Annotated in this window: 16 protein-coding genes and 2 pseudogenes; 8 read left to right on the top strand and 10 right to left on the bottom strand. The window is 65.9% G+C overall.

The genetic code is table 11. The features are described 5' to 3' along the window. Positions 1-91 precede the first annotated feature (91 nt). Positions 92-1,597, top strand: a complete 1,506-nt coding sequence (locus tag G6N43_RS25800) for a gamma-aminobutyraldehyde dehydrogenase (protein WP_083153892.1) — start codon at positions 92-94, stop codon at positions 1,595-1,597. A 77-nt stretch (positions 1,598-1,674) separates the two neighbouring features. Here G6N43_RS25800 and G6N43_RS25795 read toward each other — a convergent pair whose 3' ends face one another. Beyond that, the gene (locus tag G6N43_RS25795; protein ID WP_083153890.1) at positions 1,675-2,763 is read right to left on the bottom strand and encodes a PrsW family intramembrane metalloprotease; all 1,089 of its coding nucleotides are present in this window, start codon (positions 2,761-2,763) and stop codon (positions 1,675-1,677) included. Next, positions 2,760-3,281, bottom strand: a complete 522-nt coding sequence (locus G6N43_RS25790) for a hypothetical protein (RefSeq protein ID WP_083153887.1) — start codon at positions 3,279-3,281, stop codon at positions 2,760-2,762. The genes G6N43_RS25795 and G6N43_RS25790 overlap by 4 nt, the downstream gene beginning before the upstream one ends. Before the next feature lie 252 nt (positions 3,282-3,533). Between G6N43_RS25790 and G6N43_RS25785 the strand changes: the two are divergent. Beyond that, positions 3,534-4,904, top strand: a pseudogene (locus tag G6N43_RS25785) (amino acid permease); the annotation flags it as partial. 8 nt (positions 4,905-4,912) lie between these two features. Here the strand turns inward: G6N43_RS25785 and G6N43_RS25780 are convergent. After that, positions 4,913-5,773, bottom strand: a complete 861-nt coding sequence (locus G6N43_RS25780; RefSeq protein WP_083153885.1) for a universal stress protein — start codon at positions 5,771-5,773, stop codon at positions 4,913-4,915. A gap of 16 nt (positions 5,774-5,789) precedes the next feature. After that, positions 5,790-7,298 carry an APC family permease gene (locus tag G6N43_RS25775; RefSeq protein WP_083153883.1) on the bottom strand — a complete coding sequence of 503 codons (1,509 nt, stop codon included), beginning with the start codon at positions 7,296-7,298 and terminating at the stop codon, positions 5,790-5,792. Between the two features lie 112 nt (positions 7,299-7,410). Here G6N43_RS25775 and G6N43_RS25770 point away from each other — a divergent pair, with 112 nt between their 5' ends. Beyond that, positions 7,411-8,376, top strand: a complete 966-nt coding sequence (locus tag G6N43_RS25770; RefSeq protein WP_083153880.1) for a sigma-70 family RNA polymerase sigma factor — start codon at positions 7,411-7,413, stop codon at positions 8,374-8,376. On the opposite strand, the gene G6N43_RS25765 is transcribed toward G6N43_RS25770, so the two are convergent. Further along, positions 8,297-8,914, bottom strand: coding sequence for a carboxymuconolactone decarboxylase family protein (locus G6N43_RS25765; RefSeq protein WP_083153878.1), 618 nt, complete (start codon positions 8,912-8,914; stop codon positions 8,297-8,299). The two genes, G6N43_RS25770 and G6N43_RS25765, sit on opposite strands and share 80 nt — an antisense overlap. 71 nt (positions 8,915-8,985) lie before the next feature. Between G6N43_RS25765 and G6N43_RS25760 the strand changes: the two genes are divergently transcribed. Then, a complete protein-coding gene (locus G6N43_RS25760; protein WP_407664840.1) occupies positions 8,986-12,261 on the top strand; it encodes an ATP-binding protein in 3,276 nt (1,091 codons plus the stop codon). A gap of 50 nt (positions 12,262-12,311) precedes the next feature. On the opposite strand, the gene G6N43_RS25755 is transcribed toward G6N43_RS25760, so the two are convergent. From G6N43_RS25755 to sdhC, 4 genes are read right to left on the bottom strand one after another with little or no spacing between them, the layout of a single operon-like run. Then, positions 12,312-13,091: a succinate dehydrogenase iron-sulfur subunit gene (locus tag G6N43_RS25755; RefSeq protein ID WP_083153872.1), complete on the bottom strand. Its 780-nt coding sequence runs from the start codon at positions 13,089-13,091 to the stop codon at positions 12,312-12,314. Between the two features lie 2 nt (positions 13,092-13,093). Beyond that, positions 13,094-14,848, bottom strand: coding sequence for a succinate dehydrogenase flavoprotein subunit (gene sdhA, locus G6N43_RS25750; protein ID WP_083153870.1), 1,755 nt, complete (start codon positions 14,846-14,848; stop codon positions 13,094-13,096). Positions 14,849-14,861: 13 nt separating this feature from the next. Next, positions 14,862-15,281 carry a succinate dehydrogenase hydrophobic membrane anchor subunit gene (locus G6N43_RS25745; protein ID WP_110810463.1) on the bottom strand — a complete coding sequence of 140 codons (420 nt, stop codon included), beginning with the start codon at positions 15,279-15,281 and terminating at the stop codon, positions 14,862-14,864. 56 nt (positions 15,282-15,337) lie between these two features. Then, positions 15,338-15,766, bottom strand: a complete 429-nt coding sequence (gene sdhC, locus G6N43_RS25740) for a succinate dehydrogenase, cytochrome b556 subunit (protein WP_083153864.1) — start codon at positions 15,764-15,766, stop codon at positions 15,338-15,340. Between the two features lie 241 nt (positions 15,767-16,007). Here sdhC and G6N43_RS25735 point away from each other — a divergent pair, with 241 nt between their 5' ends. The 4 genes and pseudogenes from G6N43_RS25735 (at position 16,008) to G6N43_RS25720 (ending at position 19,224) form a co-directional block, all read left to right on the top strand. Continuing rightward, complete coding sequence (locus G6N43_RS25735; RefSeq protein WP_083154109.1) at positions 16,008-16,430, top strand: cytidine deaminase; 423 nt, start codon at positions 16,008-16,010, stop codon at positions 16,428-16,430. 7 nt (positions 16,431-16,437) lie between these two features. After that, positions 16,438-17,742, top strand: coding sequence for a thymidine phosphorylase (locus G6N43_RS25730; RefSeq protein WP_083154107.1), 1,305 nt, complete (start codon positions 16,438-16,440; stop codon positions 17,740-17,742). Between the two features lies 1 nt (position 17,743). Then, positions 17,744-18,844 (top strand): adenosine deaminase, encoded by a 1,101-nt coding sequence (locus tag G6N43_RS25725; protein WP_083153861.1) that lies wholly within the window; start codon positions 17,744-17,746, stop codon positions 18,842-18,844. Positions 18,845-18,877: 33 nt separating this feature from the next. Then, a pseudogene (locus G6N43_RS25720) lies at positions 18,878-19,224 on the top strand (VOC family protein). A gap of 2 nt (positions 19,225-19,226) precedes the next feature. On the opposite strand, the gene satS reads toward G6N43_RS25720, so the two are convergent. Next, positions 19,227-20,495, bottom strand: a complete 1,269-nt coding sequence (satS, locus tag G6N43_RS25715) for a protein export chaperone SatS (protein WP_083153858.1) — start codon at positions 20,493-20,495, stop codon at positions 19,227-19,229. Between the last annotated feature and the right edge of the window lie 68 nt (positions 20,496-20,563).

The raw sequence follows: 20,563 nt of genomic DNA, 5'->3' as shown, positions 1-20,563 counted from the left end.
AGGCAACTACAACCATGAAATCACGCGTTGTGGACCCCTCGGGCTGCGGGAATACGTAGCTTCACCGGTCGGGGTGGACTAAATTTGGCCCATGACTGTGGTTTCTCCCAACACTGTGTCCACGAACGTGGCGAGCAGCTGGATCGACGGAGCCCCGGTGGTCACCGGCGGAGCCCCGCATCAGGTGATCAATCCGGCCAACGGCGCGACCGTCGCCGAGATGACCCTCGCAACGCCCGCCGACGTCGACCGCGCCGTCGCCTCCGCCCGCGCGGCGCTTCGCGACTGGGCGACGGCCACTCCCGTGGACCGTGCGGGGGTGCTCGCCAAACTCGCCGAACTGGTCGAGGCCAACGCCGAGCAGATCGTCGCCGAGGAGGTGAGCCAGACCGGCAAGCCGGTGCGGTTGGCCACCGAGTTCGACGTGCCGGGCAGCATCGACAACATCTCGTTCTTCGCAGGAGCGGCACGCCATCTCGAGGGCAAGGCGACCGCCGAGTACTCCGGTGATCACACCTCGAGCATCCGGCGCGAGGCCGTCGGCGTCGTCGCGACGATCACCCCGTGGAACTACCCACTGCAGATGGCGGTGTGGAAAGTGCTGCCCGCGTTGGCCGCCGGGTGCAGCGTCGTGATCAAACCCGCTGAGCTGACGCCGTTGACGACGCTGACGCTGGCGCGGCTGGCCAGCGAGGCGGGTGTGCCCGACGGAGTGTTCAACGTCGTCACGGGTGCGGGCGGCGACGTGGGCACGGCGCTGGCCGGGCACCCCGACGTCGACGTGGTGACGTTCACGGGGTCAACGCCGGTGGGCCGCAAGGTGATGGCCGCCGCCGCTGTGCACGGTCATCGCACCCAGCTGGAGTTGGGCGGCAAGGCGCCGTTCGTGGTTTTCGATGACGCTGATCTGAATGCCGCGATCCAGGGCGCGGTGGCCGGGGCGTTGATCAACACCGGCCAGGACTGCACGGCGGCGACACGCGCGATCGTGGCGCGCGAGCTGTACGACGACTTCGTCGCGGGCGTCGGCGAGCTGTTCTCCAAGGTCGTCGTCGGCGACCCGCAGGATCCGAACACTGACCTCGGCCCGCTGATCTCGATGGCGCACCGCGCCAAGGTCGCGGGCATGGTCGAGCGTGCGCCCGGTCAGGGTGGCCGCGTCGTCGCCGGCGGGGCCGCACCCGATCTGCCCGGTTCCTTCTACCTGCCGACGGTGATCGCCGACGTCGACGAGCAATCAGAGGTGTATCGCGACGAGATCTTCGGACCCGTCCTGACCGTGCGCTCGTTCACCGATGACGACGACGCGCTGCGTCAGGCCAACGACACCGCGTACGGGTTGGCGGCCTCGGCGTGGACTCGTGACGTGTACCGGGCGCAGCGTGCGTCGCGGGAGATCAATGCGGGCTGCGTGTGGATCAACGACCACATTCCGATCATCAGCGAGATGCCGCACGGCGGCGTCGGTGCGTCCGGATTCGGCAAGGACATGAGCCAGTACTCGCTCGAGGAGTACCTCACCATCAAGCACGTGATGAGCGACATCACCGGCGTGGCCGAAAAGGAATGGCACCGCACGGTTTTCGCCAAGCGCTAGGTTGCGCCGAGACTACGGTTGTTGACGCGTTTCGGGCGGTTTCCCGTCAATAACCGTAGTCTCGGCGAGCGCGGGAGTCAGTGGGTCAGCGCTGGAACCGGTGGGGTTGCCGATGCCTGGACACGGTCGAGCGCCTCGCGCTGCTGCGCTTTGACCGCCTTGGCGGCGGCGCGGCCCCCGGTCCGTTTGGCCGACTTGCGCAGGGCCCGGCGTCGGCGACGCGTGGGCAGCGATTCCAGCACCTCATCCGGGATGGTGGAGAACTCGCCGCTGGCGCGGCCGGCCTCGATGCGGGCGATCACCCAGCGCCGCTCGTCACGCAGCAGCAGGATCGCGATGACGAGGAAGAACGCCAGGCTGCCAAGCATCTTCACCGGCATCAGCCACAGCGGACCCGGCGAATCCCAGATGAAATGCAGCAGCGGACCGCTGAGCAGCAACCCGGCCGCGACGGCCACCCGGCGCCCGGTCGACCAGCGGGCGCGGTCGCTGAACGACGGCAATAGCAGCAGGACGCCGACCGTCGTCAACGCCGTATAGGTCCAGTGCGCCGGCACGGCGGTGAAGAACCGCAGGAGGAGATTCCCGCCCGCACCGGTCACATCGGAATCGAGATCTTGCAGCGCACTGTTGGCCGCGTAGGACAGGTCCTCCATCAGGTCGAATCCGAACCCGACGAACATACCGACCATCAACGCGTGCGAAATCCGGTGCAGCGCATGTGCGCCCAGCACGAGTATCACCGCTGCGCACAACGCCTTGGATGCCTCTTCGATGAACGGCGCGGTGAGCGAGGCCGACCAGTCGGTCAACGTCTCCGGTGAGAGCACCAGGCTCCAGAGCTGGCCGAGTCCACCGTTGCCGTTCATCGCCATCGCGATCGCTGTGGTGCCGCCCAGCGCGAAGCCCGCCACCAGTGCCTGCGGATACTGCCGCCCGGCGCGGAACGGGTCGAACCGGAAGAGCAGCCACACCATGAACACGATGAACAGCAGCCATAGCCACGCCAGGTCGAGGTGGGCGTCGAGGGTCGCCCGGATCACCGGGCCGGAGTCGTCGAGCAGCGCGAATGTACCGACGATAAGCGCCACCACGAACACCCAGAACACCGCCGACTCAGGGCGATACACCACGGGGCGCGGTGTTTGCAGCGTCTGCTCGGTCACTGCTGCTCCCTTCCGATCGGTGCCAGCACGACGTCCAACGGCGGCGCGGGCTGGTCGACGGATCCCAGGGTCTGAACCCACACGATCACGTCGTCATCGGCCAGGAATGCGCATTCGCCCAGCCGGTCACCGGCCACGAGTTCACACGCCTGGCCGGTCAGGCTGCTGTCGGCGGTCGCGACATCTTCGCCGGTCAGCGCGGCGCTGGCACCGGTGATGCGGTCGGCGCGCATGAGCCGTTGCGCGACCGCGCCCACGTCGCGGCCGTCGCGGTCGAAGACCTGCACGATGACGAGCTCGTCCCCGTTGCGGTAACTGATTCCGTTGCCGAACTCGCGTTCATCCCAGCCGGGCGGACCGGCGACGACGATCTGGTTGCCGTTCTCGCTGGCCACCACGGCCGTTTCGGACGCCGCTTGCCAGGCGTCGTCGTCCATCATCGAGGCCGCGGCCATCGGGATGCCCGGCACCGCGATCAGCCCCGCGGCCAGCAGCAGCGCCGCCCGTTTCTCGATCAACCGAGTTCTCCCCTCCGTCTCTGACGAGGTCGAACCCTAGCAAGCAGCATGCCGTGCAGCAGCGGGTGGTTCCCCGCTGGAAGTGTTGGCGCGGACGATGTTTCGTGGCGGTGTGCCCGCGTTGCGCCGAGACTGCGATTGTTGACGGAAAATCACCCCACCCGTCAATACCGTGTTTCGACGCGGGGAGTCCGAGGTAATTCGACGCGCGAAACGGGTATTCAGCCCCTGTTCTGCGACGGAGGGGTGTTCATGAGCGCGACGACAACGGAATCGACCGGCCCGCAACTGAAGAAGGCGCTGAGCCAACGGCAGTTGCGAATGATCGCGATCGGCGGCGTCATCGGCGCCGGCCTCTTCGTCGGGTCCGGCGTGGTGATGGCCGATACGGGTCCCGGCGCCTTCATCACCTATGCGCTGTCCGGCGTCCTGATCATCATGGTGATGCGGATGCTGGCCGAAATGGCGGTCGCCAAGCCATCGACCGGGTCCTTCGCCGATTACTCACGCGATGCGCTTGGCGAGTGGGCGGGCTTCTCGGTCGGCTGGCTCTATTGGTACTTCTGGGTGATCGTCGTCGGCTTCGAGGCGATCGCGGGCGCGAAGATCGTGCAGTACTGGATCGATATTCCATTGTGGCTGTGCGCCTTGATCTTCATGGTGCTGATGACCGCGACGAACCTCTTCTCGGTCAGGTCCTACGGCGAGTTCGAGTTCTGGTTCGCGGGCATCAAGGTGGCCGCGATTCTGGTCTTCATCGCGATCGGTGCGTGCTTCGTGCTCGGGCTGTGGCCCGGTACGTCGATGGACTTCTCCAACCTGACCCGTCACGGCGGATTCCTGCCGCTGGGTGCCGGCGTCATCACCGTCGGCATCGTCACGGTGATCTTCTCAATGGTGGGCCCAGAGATCGCGACGATCGCCGCAGCTGAGTCGTCGGACCCCGAGAGGGCAGTGGCCAAGGCCGCCAATTCGGTCATCTGGCGCATCTTGATCTTCTACGTCTGCTCGGTGTTCCTGCTCGTGACGATCGTGCCCTGGAACGACCACGAGCTCGAGGGCTCACCATTCGTAGCGGCGTTCACCCAGATGGGAATCCCGTACGCGGACCACATCATGAACGCTGTCGTGCTGAGCGCCGTGCTGAGCTGCCTCAACTCGGGCATGTACACGGCATCGCGCATGCTGTTCGTGCTCTCAGCCCGCAGCGAGGCGCCAGATCGCCTGATGCACCTCAACCGTCGCGGCGTACCCGCCAACGCGATTCTGTTCTCGTCCATCGTCGGCTTCGCCTGCATCATCGCCGCCGCGTTCGCCGAGGACACGATCTTCGCGTTCCTGCTCAATTCGAGCGGTGCGATCATCCTGTTCGTCTATATCCTGATCGCCGTGTCGCACATCGTGCTGCGCTACCGCAATCGCGATTCTGAACTGACACTGAAGATGTGGCTGTTCCCGGTGCTGTCGATACTGACGACCGTTGCGATGCTGGCGATCCTGGTGCAGATGTCCTTCGACGAAAAGCTGCGCTCGCAGCTCCTGTTGAGCCTGCTGTCGTGGGGTGTGGTGCTGGTGCTGTTCTTCGTCGCCAAGCGGTTCGTCGAGCGTCGGCACAAAGCGGAGGCCCGGCGTTAGTCGGCTTTCGGGACCACGATCACCGGGAGGTCGACACCCGCCAGGATGCGGGCGGCGGTGGAACCCAAGAAGATTCGTCGTGGTGCGGCGAATCTGCTGGACCCCACGACGAGCAGGTCGCCGTCGTTCCACCGCAGCTTCTTCAGCGCCGACTCCAGCGTCATGCCGCCTGCGACAAGCGATTCGATGTCGGGTGCGTCCGGCAGCGCCCGTGCGGCGACCTGCAGATTCTCCTCGGCGGCCTGCACCTGGAGCTGGCGTACTTCGCGCGCGCTGTCGGCTTCTGCGAGATTTTCGGCGGACACCAGAGACAGCATCCGGATGGCGAGGTTGCCTGCGCTGGCGAGGGTGATCGCGAACGGCAGTGGGTTGTCGTCTCCGGGCCGGGTCGGCACCGCGGCGGTCACTGCGGAGAAGAACTCGTCGGGGTCGTCGGCGTACCCGCGCGGCGCCAGCGCGACCGGAATCGGCGAAGAGTGCAGCAGCGCACCGGTAACCGGTCCGATGGTATGGCCGCCGAAGAAACCGTCGCGCGCGCCACCGACCACGATGAGGTCCGAATTCTTCGCCTGCGCGAAGTCGATGAGTGACTGTGCGAACGACTCGCCGACGAGTACGGTCGACGATGCGCTGACCCCGTTGGCCGTGAGCCGGTCGATAGCCCGGGAGATCCATTCCTCGCCGCGTTCGACGAGCAGCTGCTGATACTCGGCGCGCCCCGGGTGGCCATCCGGAAGTTCTTGTCGCACAACCAGTACGACGTCGACGTCCGCATCGAAGGTCTTGGCGAGGGCGCTGGCCAGAGCGACGCCGTCGTCACCGGTGCTGGTGGCGAGGTATCCGACTGTCAAATGCATTGCTGTTCCCGCGCTTTCAGTAGACGTCGAGCACCTTGACTTCGGTTTCGGCAGTGAGCGTCTCGCCGCGGAAGAACCGCTTCGTGCCGAATGCGAAGCACGCCAGCATCAGCGGTATACCAAGTACGAGCATGCCGACGCCGAGTACGAACACCCCGCCGATCGGTCCGAACGCGGTGTACCCGTAATCCGGGGCGATCATGTCCTTCGCGCTGATCCCGAACGCGAACGTCATCGCCAGTCCACCCAGCAGCGGGAAAACGCCTCGGAAGAACAGGTTTCGGGCTGACGAGAACAACGTCCTCCGGAAGTACCAGACGCACGAGAACGCGGTGATGCCGTAGTAGAACGCGACCGCGAGCCCCAGCGATGCCACCGAGTCGGCGAGCGCATTCTCCGACAGGAACGTCAGCAGCAAGTAGAAGAACAGCGCCGCCAACCCCATCACGATGGTGCCGAAAGCCGGGGTCATGTAACGCGGATGCACGCGGGCGAAGCGCTTCGGAATCGCCTCGTACACAGCCATCGACAGCGTGCCGCGTGCGGTCGGCAGGATCGTCGTCTGGGTGGACGACAGCGCCGAGATCGAGACGGTGAGCAACAGCAGCGACGCAGCGATGGTGCCTGCGACCGGCTTGCCCAGCACGGTCAGCACGTCGTCGGTGTTCATCGGATTGTTCAAGCCGATGCCCACATAGCCGAAGCCGGAGAACGACTGCACCGCATACGCGACGAGCACATAGGTACACACCAGGATCAGCGTGGTGATCACGGCGGCGATGCCCGGAGTACGGCCGGGGTCCTTGGTCTCCTCGCCGACCGCCAGGCAGGCGTCCCAGCCCCAGTAGATGAAGATGCACAGGATGATCGCCTGCACGATCGAGGACACGTCGAGACCGCTGGGCCACAGCCACGACCACTGCGGCATGATCGCTTGCGCGCCCGCGGTGTCGGAGAACACCCGCACCAGCGCGATGATGCTGACGACGATCAGCACGCCGAACTGGATGGCGATCAACACGTTCTGAAACCGCTCGGAAACCACGATGCCGCGGGCGCTGATCAGTGTCATCGCGATGATGAAGAAAGCGCCGAGGAACACCTTGGCGAGGACGTTGTCGGCGAGGTCGTCGAGGCCGAGGAACCTGAACAGATAGATCGCCGCGATCTCGGCCACGTTGGCCAGCACGATGATCGCGGACACGGCCAGGCCCCAGCCGCCGATCCAGCCGATCCACGGCCCGAATGCCTTGGTGCCCCAGGTGAATGTGGTGCCACAGTCCGGGGTGTCCTGCGACAACTCCTTATAGGCGAATGCGACCAGCAGCATCGGGATGAACGCGAGGACGAACATCGAGGGCGCCTTCTCGCCGACGGCGAGCACGACGTAGCCGAGCGTGGCGGCCAGGCTGTACGCAGGGGCCACGGCAGCGAGGCCGATGACGATGTTGCCAACGAGACCGAGGGCACCCGCCTGCAGGCCCTTGTCACCGACGACCGGGGCGTCGGGTTCCTTGATTGCCATGTGCGGAATATACGGTTCCGTGGTTTCCGTGTGGGTTCATCGCGAGAATCGAGCCATCCGGGTTGTTCTGCAACGAAATCAGTCATCTGTGCGACGGCTCTAGACTGGGCTCATGCCCCGGTCCCCGGGAAGTACGCGCGTTGACGAGTTCGAGGTGTTGCGGCCGCACCTGCTCTCGGTTGCCTACCGGCTGACGGGAACTGTCGTCGACGCGGAGGACGTCGTCCAGGACGCCTGGTTGCGGTGGGATCGCGCGAACACCGATGAGGTCACCGATCTGCGCGCCTGGCTGACGACGGTGGTCAGCAGGCTGGCGCTTGACCGGCTGCGCTCCGCGTCGCATCGCCGCGAAACGTATTACGGCGAGTGGCTGCCGGAACCGGTCGTGACACCGCTTGACGGCGACGACCCGCTGGCGGCGGTGGTCGCGGGGGAGGACGCGCGCTTCGCCGCGATGGTGGTGCTGGAGAAGCTGAACCCCGACCAGCGGGTGGCGTTCGTGCTGCACGACGGTTTCGCCGTGCCGTTCAGTGAGATCGCGCCAGTGCTGGGGGTCAGCGAGGCCGCCGCGCGTCAGCTGGCGTCGCGAGCTCGACGGGCGGTGGCGGCGGCGCCGCCGGCGGTGAGTGACGAGATGCACAACGAGGTGGCCGGCGCGCTGATGCTCGCCCTCGCCGCCGGCGACATGGAAGCCGTTGTGCGACTTCTGCATCCGGAGGTGACGTTCACCGGTGACTCGAACCGCAAGGCGCCGACCGCCGCGCGGGTCATCCGAGGCCCGGACAAGGTGGCGCGGTTCCTGTTCGGGCTGGCTGCTCGCTACGGGCCGGGTTTCCTGTCGTCGAGTCAGCTGGCGAAAATCAACGGCCAGCTGGGCAGCTACCTCGTCGGCTCACCGGCGAACGACGGTTATCCCGAGGTGATGCCGCGTGTCACCGCGATGACGGTGCGTGACGGAAAGGTCTGCGCGATCTGGGATATCGCGAACCCCGACAAGTTCACCGCTTCGCCGCTGCGCCCTCAGCGTCGTCCGAGGTCTCTGAAGCCCACGGCACCCGGCACGCGTCGCCGGAGCTGAAGCCCTGTTCGGTGATGCCCAACGCCGAGTACATCCGCGCCCGCATGTTCTCCACGCCGATCTGGTACGTCAGCTCGATCACCCCGTCGTCGCCGAAGCGGCGCTTGAGGTCCTCAACCTGTTCGTCGGTGATGGTGTGCGGATCCTTGGTCATGGCATCGGCGTAGTTGATGGCTGCGCGTTCGTCGTCGGTGAAGAGCGGTGACGTGGTGTAGTCGTCGATGTGCTTGAGCCGGTCGACGTCGAGGCCGTCGAGACGCTGCAGCATCGACCCGAAGTCGACGCACCAGGAGCATCCGACCGTGCGCGCGGTCCAGAACACCGCCAACTCGAGCACATTCTTCGGCATCTTCTTCGACGCCGACCCCAGCATGCCCTCATGGACCACGTTGGCGAGCATCAGCCGGGGGTGATGCGCGGCGACGGCGAACGGTTCGGGCACCTCGCCGAACCTGCGCTTGGCCATCCGGTAGAGGAGCTTCGTCATCAGCGAGGCTTGTTTGGGGGAGACCGGCGTAATGCGTGGTGTTTGCGTCATACCCCCTAGACGCGACAGCCCGCCGATGTGTGACAGGTTTTGCGACTTCGGCGTGTTAAGTCTCGCTGAGCGTGACCCAGCACGCCGAAATCGCTCTAACGCGCGCGTGCCGGTGCCACGATATTTACGTGAACGATGGAGGAGGTCCCGGCGGGACGGTGACCGCGCCTGACCTCCGCTGTGCAAGTTGTCAGGCTCCTCTGCCGGCGACCGCGAAGTTCTGCAGCGAGTGCGGTGCCCCCGTTGAGCAGTCAGCCCGATCCGCCGAGTACAAGCATGTGACGGTGCTGTTCGCAGACGTAGTGCGGTCCATGGACATCGCAGCGGCGGTCGACGTGGAGCGGCTGCGGGAGATCATGAACGACCTCGTCGAACGCTGCGCCGCCGTGATCCGGCGGTACGACGGCACGGTGGACAAGTTCACCGGCGACGGGCTGATGGCGGTGTTCGGCGCGCCGGTGGCCCTGGAGGATCACGCCGCGAGCGCCTGTCTGGCGGCTCTGGGTGTGCAGGAGGAGGCCCAACGCCTGGCAGCTGAGGTCGCCGAACGCGACGGGGTTGAGCTTCGGCTGCGCGTCGGGCTGAACTCCGGTCGGGTCATCACCGGCGAAATGGGCTCTGGCGCATTCGGTTACACCGCGATCGGCGAGCAGGTCGGGATAGCGCAACGCATGGAGGCGGTCGCTCCGCCGGGCGCGGTGATGCTCAGCGCGTCGACGGCCCGACTGGTCGACGATGCGGCCGTCCTCGGTGAGCCCGAGCAGGTCCGGATCAAAGGAACAGATGAGCCGGTGGTGGCGCGGCGGCTGATCAGCATCGGGAAGGTGCACCATGCAGAGCGCCGTGACGAATCACCCTTGGTGGGTCGACGGTGGGAGCTCGCCGCGATCGAGGGCCTGCTCGAAAGCGCGATCGACGGCCACGGCACCGTGGTCGGGTTGGTCGGGCCGCCGGGAATCGGCAAGAGTCGGCTCGTTCGTGAAGTGGCCTCGATGGCTGATCGACACGGCGTCGAGGTGGTGCGGGCGTTCTGCGAATCGCATACCAAGCAGGTGCCGTTCCACGTGCTGACGGCGTTCCTGCGCGCGGCGACCGGTGTGGAACGCCTCGACTCCGTGACGGCTCGCACGCGAGTTCGCGCCGGCTTCCCCGATGCCGATGCCGAGGACGTGTTGTTGTTCGAAGACCTGTTAGGCGTCGGCGAGCCGAACGCGGCGTCGGCGACGATCACTCCGGACGCCCGTCGGCGACGGCTGACTGCTCTGGTCAACACGTTCTCCCTCGCTCGCAAGACTCCCGCCGTCTATGTCTTGGAGGACGCACATTGGATCGACGAGGTCAGCGAGTCGCTGCTGGCCGACTTTCTGACGGTGGTCCCCCAGACGCACCTGCTGGTGGTGATCACGTATCGCCCGGAGTACGAAGGTGCTCTGAGTCGCGTGCGAAGCGGCCACACCATTGCGCTGGCGCCGCTTCGTGATGCCGAGAGCCGTGCGCTCGTCGACGGGCTGATCGGCTCAGCTGACTCGGTCGCCGGGCTGCGAGACGCCATTTGCCAACGGGCGGCAGGCAATCCGTTCTTCGTCGAGGAGATCGTGCGTGAGCTCGCCGAGCGTGGGGTGCTGAAGGGCGAGCCGGGTCAGTACCGATCCGAAGCGGACCACGCTGAGGTGAGTGTGCCTGCGTCCCTGCAGACGACGATCGCCGCACGTATCGACCGGCTCAACCCGAACGCAAAGCGCACGCTTTGCGCCGCGGCGGTAATCGGCTCCCGGTTCGGCGTCGACCTGTTGAGCGCGCTCGGGGTAGAAGCCGTGGTGGACGATCTGCTCGAGGCGCAACTCATCGAGCAGGTCCGGTTCGGCCGCCGGCCCGAATTCGTCTTCCGCAATCCGCTGATCCGCACGGTGGCGCTGGAATCGCAATTGAAATCCGAACGCGCCGAATGGCATCGGCGCCTGGCTTCCGCCATCGAAGCACGCGGGCCGGCGGACGAGGACGCGGCGCTGATCGCCGAACACCTCGAGGAGGCCGGAGACCTACGCGAGGCGTACGGCTGGCATATGCGCGCCGCCGAATGGTCCGAGCAGCGTGACATCCGGGGAGCACGTGCGGGTTGGGAGCGCGCGGCAAAGGTGGCCGATGCGCTGCCGGCAGTGGATCCCGACCGCACGGCGTTACGTATCGCGCCGAAGACGATGCTCTGCATGTCGACCTGGCGAGTCGGCGGCGGCCTTGCCGACACCGGATTCGATGAACTCAGGACGCTGTGTGAGAGTTCTGGAGACCACGGCTCGCTGGCGATAGGGATGTACGGCCAGATCGCATTGCTGAGCTTTTTGCACCGCCACCGGGAAGCGTCCGCACTCGCGTCCGAGCAGTTCGAGCTGCTTCAGAAGTGCGAGGATGCGGTGAGGGCGGTCGGGTATTCCCAGGCGTCCGTGATGGCGAAGATTCTCGCAGGCGAAGCGCAGGAAGCCCGCCGCATCGCGCAGTTCTCGGTGGGTGTGCTTGAGGGCTACAACGGAAACGACGTGAGCGATGAGCAGATCGGCTTTGCGCTGGCGATCTGTCTGATCTGGGGGGCAGTCGCCGATCGCGTCCTGGGCGATTCCCAGGCTTGGCAGCGGAGTTCTCGGCGAAGTATCGGACTTGAGCGCCAATATCATCCTGGCGGTGCAGCTCTGGTGTTCTTGATCGGCATCGGATACGGGTTCGGCATACATATGAAGGCTGTCGTGCCCGACGACCGGGTCATCGCCGAAACCGCGGAAGCGGTGCGGAAGGGTGAAGAGATCGGCGACAACCTCGCCCTCGCCACCGCATGTCAGGCCTACGGTATGGCGTTGAGTTACAGCACTTCCGAGGCGGAGCGCAGCCTCGGACTGCAGACTCTGCAACGGGCGCGCGATCTGTACGAGGAGTGGTCGATCTTCGCGCCTGCCATGCTGGCGAGGATTCGAATCGCCGAAATCGCAGCCGAATCAGGCGATCTCGACCGTGCAATCGAAGACGCGAGGTCTATCCTCGACACCCTCGTCGCGAGCGAAGAGAAGACCGTGCGAGCTGAAGCTACCGCCGTCCTCGTGGAGTCGCTGCTGGCGCGCGGCAGTGCTGACGACATCAGGGAAGCGGGCGCGCATATCGAGCGTTTGGCCGCCGTACCCACCGATCCGGGCTTCGTTATCAACGACATTCAGCTGCTGCGGATGCGCGCCAGGATGGCCAAGGCCCGCGGCGACGACGCCGGTTACCGCGACCTCGTCGACCGCTATCGCGCGACGGCGGTCTCGCTCGACTTCCCGGGACACGTGAAAATCGCCGACGTAATGCGCCAAAAAGTGTGATTTCGGCGTGTTCACTCTCGCTGAGCGTGACCCAGCACGCCGAAATCGCTCTAACGCGCGAACATCAGTGCGCGCTTGACCTCCTGGATCGCCTGCGTCACCTGGATGCCGCGCGGGCACGACTCGGTGCAGTTGAACGTCGTGCGGCAGCGCCACACCCCGTCGACCTCGTTGAGGATGTCCAGGCGTTCGGCGGCGCCCTCGTCGCGGCTGTCGAAGATGAACCGGTGCGCGTTGACGATCGCCGCGGGACCGAAGTAGCTGCCCTCGCTCCAGTACACCGGGCAGCTCGTGGTGCAGCAGGCGCACAGGATGCACTTGGTGGTGTCGTCGTAGCGGGCGCGGTCGGTCTGGCTCTGGATGCGTTCGCGCGTCGGCTCGTTGCCCGAGGTCATCAGGTACGGCTTGATCGCACGGTAGGCGTCGAAGAACGGCTCCATGTTCACCACGAGGTCCTTCTCCACGGGCAGGCCGCGGATCGGTTCGATGGTGATGGTCAGCTGCTTGCCGGGCTTCTTGGGCAGCAGGTCGCGCATCAACACCTTGCACGCCAGGCGGTTGACACCATTGATGCGCATGGCGTCGGAGCCGCACACGCCGTGTGCGCATGAGCGCCGGAACGTCAGCGTGCCGTCCAGATACCACTTCACGTAATGCAAAAGGTTGAGCAGCCGGTCCGTCGGCAGGCACGGCACTTGGAAGCTCTGCCAGCCCTGCGAGTCCGGATCCTCCGGGTTGAATCGGGCGATCTTCAACGTCACCATCACCGCACCCTCGGGCACCGGTGGCAGTTCAGGGTCCTTCGTCGAAACCTCGGGAGCGATCGTCATTGTCAGTACTTCCGTTCCATCGGCTCATACCGCGTCTGCACCACCGGCTTGTAGTCCAGCCGGATATCGGAGAGCAGTTCCTTGCCCTCCTTGTAGGCCATGGTGTGACGCATGTAATTGGTGTCGTCCCGGTTCGGGTAGTCCTCGCGGGCGTGTCCGCCGCGGGACTCCTTGCGGTTCAATGCCCCGACGACCGTCACCTCCGCCAGCTCGAGCAGGAAGCCCAGCTCGATCGCCTCCAGCAGATCGCTGTTGTAGCGCTTACCCTTGTCGTGCACCGTGATTCGCGAGTAGCGCTCCTTCAGTGCATGAATGTCGGTCAGGGCCTGCTTCAGCGTCTCCTCGGTGCGGAACACCGCGGCGTTATTGTCCATCGACTGCTGTAGCGCGCTGCGGATGTCGGCGACCCGCTCGTTGCCGTGCTCGGACAGGATGTCGCCGACCCAGCCGACCACCATGCCCGCGGGATCCGGCGGCAGGTCGACGTGGTCGTGGCCCAGCGCGTAGTTGGCCGCCGCGATGCCCGCACGCCGTCCGAACACGTTGATGTCCAGCAGCGAGTTGGTGCCCAACCGGTTCGCGCCGTGCACCGACACACATGCGCACTCGCCCGCGGCGTACAGGCCGGGCAGCGGAGTGACGTTGTCGCGTAACACCTGTCCGCTCACCGTCGTGGGGATGCCGCCCATCAGGTAATGGCACGTCGGATAGACCGGCACCAGCTCCTTGACCGGGTCGACGCCCAGGTAGGTGCGGGCGAACTCGGTGATGTCGGGCAGCTTGGCCTCGAGCACGTCCTCGCCAAGGTGACGCACGTCGATGTAGACGTAGTCCTTGTTGGGACCGGCGCCGCGGCCCTCGAGCACCTCGAGCACCATGGACCGGGCGACGATGTCACGCGGCGCCAGGTCGACGATCGTCGGCGCGTAGCGCTCCATGAACCGCTCGCCGTCCGCGTTGAGCAGCCGGCCGCCCTCACCGCGCACCGCTTCCGAGATGAGGATGCCCAGCCCCGCCAGACCCGTCGGATGGAACTGGTGAAACTCCATGTCCTCCAACGGAAGTCCCTTGCGGAACACGATGCCCAGGCCGTCGCCGGTCAGGGTGTGCGCATTGGACGTGGTCTTGTACATCCGGCCCGACCCGCCGGTGGCGAACACGATCGCCTTGGCATGGAAGACGTGGATGTCGCCGGTCGCGAGCTCGTAGGCGATGACGCCGGTGGCGACGGGACCGGATTGCGTCTCGGTGATCGCGATGTCGAGCGCGTAGAACTCGTTGAAGAACTGGACGTCGTGCTTGACGCAGTTTTGATACAGCGTCTGCAGGATCATGTGGCCGGTGCGATCGGCGGCGTAGCACGCCCGGCGCACGGGCGCCTTGCCGTGATCGCGCGTGTGTCCCCCGAACCGGCGCTGGTCGATGCGTCCCTCCGGCGTGCGGTTGAACGGCATGCCCATCTTCTCGAGGTCCAGCACAGCGTCGATGGCTTCCTTGCACATGATCTCGACGGCGTCCTGGTCGGCGAGGTAGTCGCCGCCCTTGACGGTGTCGAAGGTGTGCCACTCCCAGTTGTCCTCTTCGACATTGGCCAGTGCCGCGCACATGCCGCCCTGCGCCGCGCCGGTGTGACTGCGGGTCGGGTACAGCTTGGTCAGCACCGCTGTGCGCGCCCGGGGTCCGGCCTCGACGGCGGCCCGCATACCTGCGCCGCCTGCGCCGACGATCACTACGTCGTAACGATGTTCAACAATCATGTGCTCTCGCCCCCTACGAGATGCTCGCGTCGAAGGTGACCAGCACGTAGCTGCCCAACACGAGAGTGAAGCCGGTCGCCAGCAACAACAGCGAGTTCAGATAGAACTTCGTGACGTTCTTACGGGCGTAGTCGCCGATGATCGTCCGCATGCCGTTGGCGCCGTGAATCATGGCCAGCCACAGCAGGGCCATGTCCCAGATCTGCCAGAACGGTGAGGCCCAGCGCTGTGCGACGTAGTTGAAGTCGATGCGATACACCCCGCCGTCCCAGACCAGCATGATGAACAGGTGGCCGAGCGCCAGGAACACCAGCGCGATGCCCGAGAACCGCATGAACAGCCAGGCGTACTTCTCGAAGTAGGGGATACCGCGCGGACGCCGCGGGGCGCGGGGGTGGTCCAGGCTGGCCGGCCGGTCGTGCTCCTTCTCCATGACCGGCGCGATGCGGCCCTCCTTGTGGTGCGGAGTCCAGGCTCCGCCCGGCGCGCTCACAGGAACCGCTCCACCATGTGCATGCCGATCACGCTGACCATGGGGATGAAGACCGCCAGGAAGATGCCGATGACGACCCAGAGCATCGCTCGTTGATAGCGAGGGCCGTGCTGCCAGAAGTCGATGAGGATCACCCGGATGCCGTTGAGGGCGTGGTAGAGCACGGCGACGACCAGGCCGATCTCCATCAGGCCGACGATCGGCGTCTTGTAGGTCTCGATGACCTCGTTGTACGCCTGCGGGCTGACCCGCACCAGCGCCGTGTCCAACACGTGTACGAACAGGAAGAAGAAGATGGTGGCGCCGGTGATCCGATGCAGCACCCAGGACCACATCCCGGGATCACCGCGATAAAGGGTGCGTCTGCGCGACGGTTCGGGTCGCGGCGCCGGCACCGTCGCGCTCCCTGCAGTCTGAGTACTCATTTGGCCTCCAACGCCTTCGGTGGACGCTCGGGGCGGGGGTCCCACAGGCTTCGCGATCAGACCGGTCGTGGACCACTGCCCCAAACCTCGGGGCGACTCTAAACCCAGTTGTACTGCTAAACGAACTACCGTTTAGCCGTCGGCGCACGCAAAACGGCCAAAATTAGGGTTACCTTTCTCACGTGGCCGGCGCTGCGACGGGAGTTCGGAATGCATTCAGAGCCGAGTGGACGAGGGTGAAATGACATCCGAAATCGACTGGAAGATGTTGCGGCACAGGGCAACTGAAGCCACGGCGCACGCTTACGCCCCGTATTCGGGGTTCGCGGTCGGAGCGGCGGGCCTGGTGGACGATCATCGGATCGTCTCGGGCTGCAATGTGGAGAATGTCTCATATGGTCTTGGTCTCTGTGCCGAGTGCTCAGTGGTCTGTGCCCTGCATTCCGGAGGCGGCGGCAAGCTGATCGCGCTGTCGTGCGTCGACGGCGCGGGGGAGGTGTTGATGCCCTGCGGACGGTGCAGGCAGGTCCTGCTGGAGCACGGCGGCGCGGAAATGTTGATCGATCATCCCTTGGGGCCGCGCCCGTTGGGGGAGCTGCTACCCGATGCCTTCGGGCCGCAGGACCTGGCCCGCCTGGAGATCCCGCACGAAGAAGTACCGTAATCCCGTGATGCAGTTCACATTCGACGCGCCCACCATCATTCGGACCAAGCGCGACGGTGGAGTGCTGTCGGACGCGGCGATCGACTGGGTGATCGACGGCTACACCCACGGCCGGGTCGCCGACGAGCAGATGTCGGCACTGCTGATGGCGATTTTCCTGCGTGGCATGACCAAGCCGGAGATCGTCCGCTGGACGACGGCGATGGTGAACTCCGGCGAGCGGATGGACTTTACAGATCTTCGCCGTGATGGAAAGCCATTGGCGTTGGTGGACAAGCATTCCACGGGTGGGGTCGGCGACAAGATCACCATCCCGTTGGTCCCGATCGTGATGGCGTGTGGCGGGGCGGTGCCCCAGGCGGCGGGTCGCGGGCTGGGCCATACCGGCGGCACGCTCGACAAGCTGGAATCCATCCCCGGTTTCTCCGCCGAGTTGTCGAAAGCCCGGATTCGCCAACAGCTTTGTGATCTTGGTGCGGCGATTTTCGCCGCCGGGGAGCTGGCGCCCGCCGACCGCAAGATCTATGCGCTTCGGGACGTCACCGGCACCACCGAGTCGCTGCCGCTGATCGCGAGCTCGGTGATGAGCAAGAAGATCGCCGAGGGCACCAAGGCGCTGGTGCTCGACTGCAAGGTGGGTTCGGGCGCGTTCCTCGACACCGAGGCGGAGTCCCGTGAGCTGGCCCGCACGATGGTCGAGCTCGGCGCCGCGGAAGGGCTGGTGACGCGCGCGCTGCTCACCGATATGGAGACGCCGCTGGGCCGAACGGTGGGCAACGCCGTCGAGGTGGCCGAATCGCTTGAGGTGCTGGCCGGCGGCGGTCCGGCAGATGTGGTGGAACTGACGCTGGCGTTGGCCGCCGAGATGCTCGACGCGGCAGGTATCGACGGCACCGACCCGGCGCAGACCTTGAAAGACGGCACGGCCATGGACCGATTCCGCAAGCTCGTCGCCACCCAGGGCGGCGACCTCGAGCAGCCGTTGCCGATCGGCCCCCATAGCGAGACCGTCACCGCCCCGCGAAGTGGCACGATGGAAAGCATCGATGCGATGGCGGTTGGTCTTGCGGTGTGGCGGCTCGGTGCGGGCCGCTCCGTCCCAGGTGGACGCGTGCAGTCCGGCGCCGGCCTGCGCATCCATCGTCGCCCCGGCGAGCCCGTCGCCGCCGGCGAGCCGTTGTTCACCCTGTACACCGAGACGCCGGAGCAATTCCAGGCGGCACTGGCCGAACTGGACGGCGGCTTCAGCATCGGTGACGAGCCGCCGCCGCAGCGGCCGCTGATCATCGATCGGATCACGAGCGGAGATTGACATGGCGCCTACTGGTTCACTGCCGCTGACGTTGGAGAACATCCGGCAGGCTCCCAAGGCGCTGTTGCACGACCACCTCGACGGCGGGTTGCGCCCGGCCACCGTGTTGGAGCTGGCCGACGCGACCGGCTACGGCGATCTGCCCGCCACCGACGTCGACGAACTCGCATCGTTCTTCCGCACCGCAGCGCACAGCGGATCGCTGGTGCGCTACCTGGAGCCGTTCGCACACACCGTCGGGGTGATGCAGACACCCGAGTCGCTGCACCGGGTGGCGTACGAGTGCGTTGAGGACCTCGCGGCCGACAACGTGGTGTACGCCGAAATCCGGTTCGCGCCCGAGCTGCACATCGACGCCGGCCTGTCGCTGGACGCGGTCGTCGAGGCCGTGCTCGCCGGGTTCGCCGACGGTGAGAAGGCCGCCAACGCCGAGGGCCGCTTCATCGTGGTGCGATGCCTGGTCACCGCGATGCGGCATCAGGCGCGATCGCAGGAGATCGCCGAGCTGGCAATACGATTCCGCGACCGCGGCGTGGTCGGATTCGACATCGCGGGCGCGGAGGCCGGCTACCCGCCGACCCGGCACCTCGATGCGTTCGAATACATGCGAGACAACAACGCCCGCTTCACCATTCACGCGGGGGAGGCCTTCGGGCTGCCGTCCATCCACGAGGCCATCGCCTTCTGCGGCGCGGACCGTCTCGGTCACGGCGTCCGGATCGTCGACGACATCACCGTCAGCGAGGATGGCGAAGCGAAGCTGGGCCGGTTGGCCGCGTTGTTGCGGGACAAGCGGATTCCCTTCGAGCTCTGTCCCTCGTCGAACGTCCAGACCGGCGCCGTGGCCAGCATCGCCGAGCATCCGTTCGACCTGCTCGCCCGGCTCCGGTTCCGGGTCACCGTCAACACAGACAACCGGTTGATGAGCGACACGACCATGAGCGACGAGATGTGGCGCCTCGTCGAGGCCTTCGGCTACGGCTGGAGCGACCTACAGCGGTTCACGATCAACGCGATGAAGTCGGCGTTCATCTCGTTCGACGAACGTCTGTCCATCATCGACGACGTGATCAAGCCGCGCTTCGCCGTTCTCATCGGCTGACATCGGGGCCGGTGGGCCGGTACGGTGACGTTCGTGATCACCGGTGCTCACGCCATCATCTACAGCAGCGATGCCGACGCCGACCGTGCCTTCTTCCGGGACGTGCTCGGCTATCCCAACGTGGACGCGGGCGGTGGCTGGTTGATCTTCAAACTGCCGCCGGCCGAGGTGGCCGTACATCCGGCCGAAGGCGCCGGGTCGCATGAGCTGTACCTGATGTGCGACGACGTCAACACACCATCGACGAGCTCAACGCCAAGGGCGTGACATGTGGCCCTGTGAGCGACGAGGGCTGGGGCCTGCTGACCAGTATCATGCTCCCAGGCGGCGGGGAACTCGGGCTCTACGAGCCACGTCACCCGAAAGCGACTGAGCTCTAACGCTATTCGGGCCGCAGCCGGGATTCGACGAAGGCTTCCAGCGCCTCCCACTGCTCGACGGCCTTGGCGTATGGCGGTGTCGGGCGGCGCACCTTGTCGGGATCGAGCACGTACGCGACGATCCTGCCCAGCGGCTGGTCGGCGTCCAGAGACTCCTCGACGATGGTGTCCTCGGCGTATTCGCCTACGTCCCTGAGCAATTCGACGGCGAGATCGAGCTGGTCACGGTCGATCGCGTCGGGACCGTCCGCGAGATAGTCGACGATCTCGGTGAGTACGTAGACGTTCTCGTCGGTGACGTTGACCCGGAGTGACCCGTCGTTGGCCGCCGTGCGGATGTCGTCGTACGTGGCGAGGTTGGAGAGATCGTGGTCGTGCTCGTCGGCCAGGTAGCGCGCGAGCGCCCGTTCGGATCCGAACACGCTGATCCGGCCGTTGCGGCCGAGGAAGACCGGCTGGTCATCGAGATAGCACCGCAGGGTGTAGTACGTGCCGCCGGTGGTCATGATCCGCACCGGGTCGATGCCGACCTTGACCCAGAAGTCCTCGTCGCTGCCGAGCACCGCGCCGCCGGCGTGGTCCTCGAGCTCGTCGGTCTCCTCGACGTCGCTGTCCTCGGCGTCGTCGCTCTCCGCGAGCTCCTCGACGATCTCGTCTTCCTCGGGTTCGGGGGGATCTTCGGCCAGTTCGCCGCTGGCCTTCTTCGACGCGGCCTCGTCGACGTCGGGGGTGCTGACCAGTTCATCGATGGCGTCGACGACGTTGTCCCAGCTGCGGGCGATCGCCGTCTCGATCTCGCCCCAGCGCTTGCGGCCGGCCCGGCCGCTGAACGCGTCGACCCCGCCGCCCAGCTGGGCCAGCCCCGGGTTGCCGTTGAAGAACTTGCTGATGGCGGGGAGCTCGCACACCGATCCGATGGACGATGTGATGGCCAGCGCTCGGTGCAGCTGGGTCACCGTCTCCTCGCTGGGCTTCTCGGCGGCCAGCTCGGGAACGCCGACGATGTCGTACTGCCGCTCCTCGGCGGGGTCGAAGCGATGCGCGTTGGCCTGGGTGAGCTTTTCCCAGGCAGGATGGTCGGTCAGATCGTTGTCGTTGTTGGTCCGGACGAATGCGACCAGGTCTGCCACGGTTTCGAAGACGTAGAGGTCATCGTCCTTTCCGAGGAAGGCCTCCCACTCGTCGCCCTCATCACGCCACCGCGGCGCCCATAGCGTGTAGAAGTCGCCCTTGGTCAGCCCAAGCCGGATCGGCACGATGTCAGCAGCCATGGCGCACAGAATAGCCATCGACCTTGCCGGTCAGGTCGGCAGTCGTAGCTGGACGCGTTGATCTTGGC

Origin of the sequence: Mycolicibacterium moriokaense, assembly GCF_010726085.1 — a bacterium.
Classification (GTDB): domain Bacteria; phylum Actinomycetota; class Actinomycetes; order Mycobacteriales; family Mycobacteriaceae; genus Mycobacterium; species Mycobacterium moriokaense.
This window is presented reverse-complemented; position numbering and strand designations above follow the sequence as displayed.

Bases quoted from the DNA above. Each gene is read 5' to 3' on its own strand.
- G6N43_RS25800 (WP_083153892.1), top strand. From the start codon at position 92: ATGACTGTGGTTTCTCCCAACACTGTGTCCACGAACGTGGCGAGCAGC.
- G6N43_RS25780 (WP_083153885.1), bottom strand. From the start codon at position 5,773: ATGCATTTGACAGTCGGATACCTCGCCACCAGCACCGGTGACGACGGC.
- G6N43_RS25775 (WP_083153883.1), bottom strand. From the start codon at position 7,298: ATGGCAATCAAGGAACCCGACGCCCCGGTCGTCGGTGACAAGGGCCTG.
- G6N43_RS25770 (WP_083153880.1), top strand. From the start codon at position 7,411: ATGCCCCGGTCCCCGGGAAGTACGCGCGTTGACGAGTTCGAGGTGTTG.
- G6N43_RS25765 (WP_083153878.1), bottom strand. From the start codon at position 8,914: ATGACGCAAACACCACGCATTACGCCGGTCTCCCCCAAACAAGCCTCG.
- G6N43_RS25755 (WP_083153872.1), bottom strand. From the start codon at position 13,091: ATGACGATCGCTCCCGAGGTTTCGACGAAGGACCCTGAACTGCCACCG.
- sdhA (WP_083153870.1), bottom strand. From the start codon at position 14,848: ATGATTGTTGAACATCGTTACGACGTAGTGATCGTCGGCGCAGGCGGC.
- G6N43_RS25745 (WP_110810463.1), bottom strand. From the start codon at position 15,281: ATGGAGAAGGAGCACGACCGGCCGGCCAGCCTGGACCACCCCCGCGCC.
- sdhC (WP_083153864.1), bottom strand. From the start codon at position 15,766: ATGAGTACTCAGACTGCAGGGAGCGCGACGGTGCCGGCGCCGCGACCC.
- G6N43_RS25735 (WP_083154109.1), top strand. From the start codon at position 16,008: ATGACATCCGAAATCGACTGGAAGATGTTGCGGCACAGGGCAACTGAA.
- G6N43_RS25730 (WP_083154107.1), top strand. From the start codon at position 16,438: ATGCAGTTCACATTCGACGCGCCCACCATCATTCGGACCAAGCGCGAC.
- G6N43_RS25725 (WP_083153861.1), top strand. From the start codon at position 17,744: ATGGCGCCTACTGGTTCACTGCCGCTGACGTTGGAGAACATCCGGCAG.
- satS (WP_083153858.1), bottom strand. From the start codon at position 20,495: ATGGCTGCTGACATCGTGCCGATCCGGCTTGGGCTGACCAAGGGCGAC.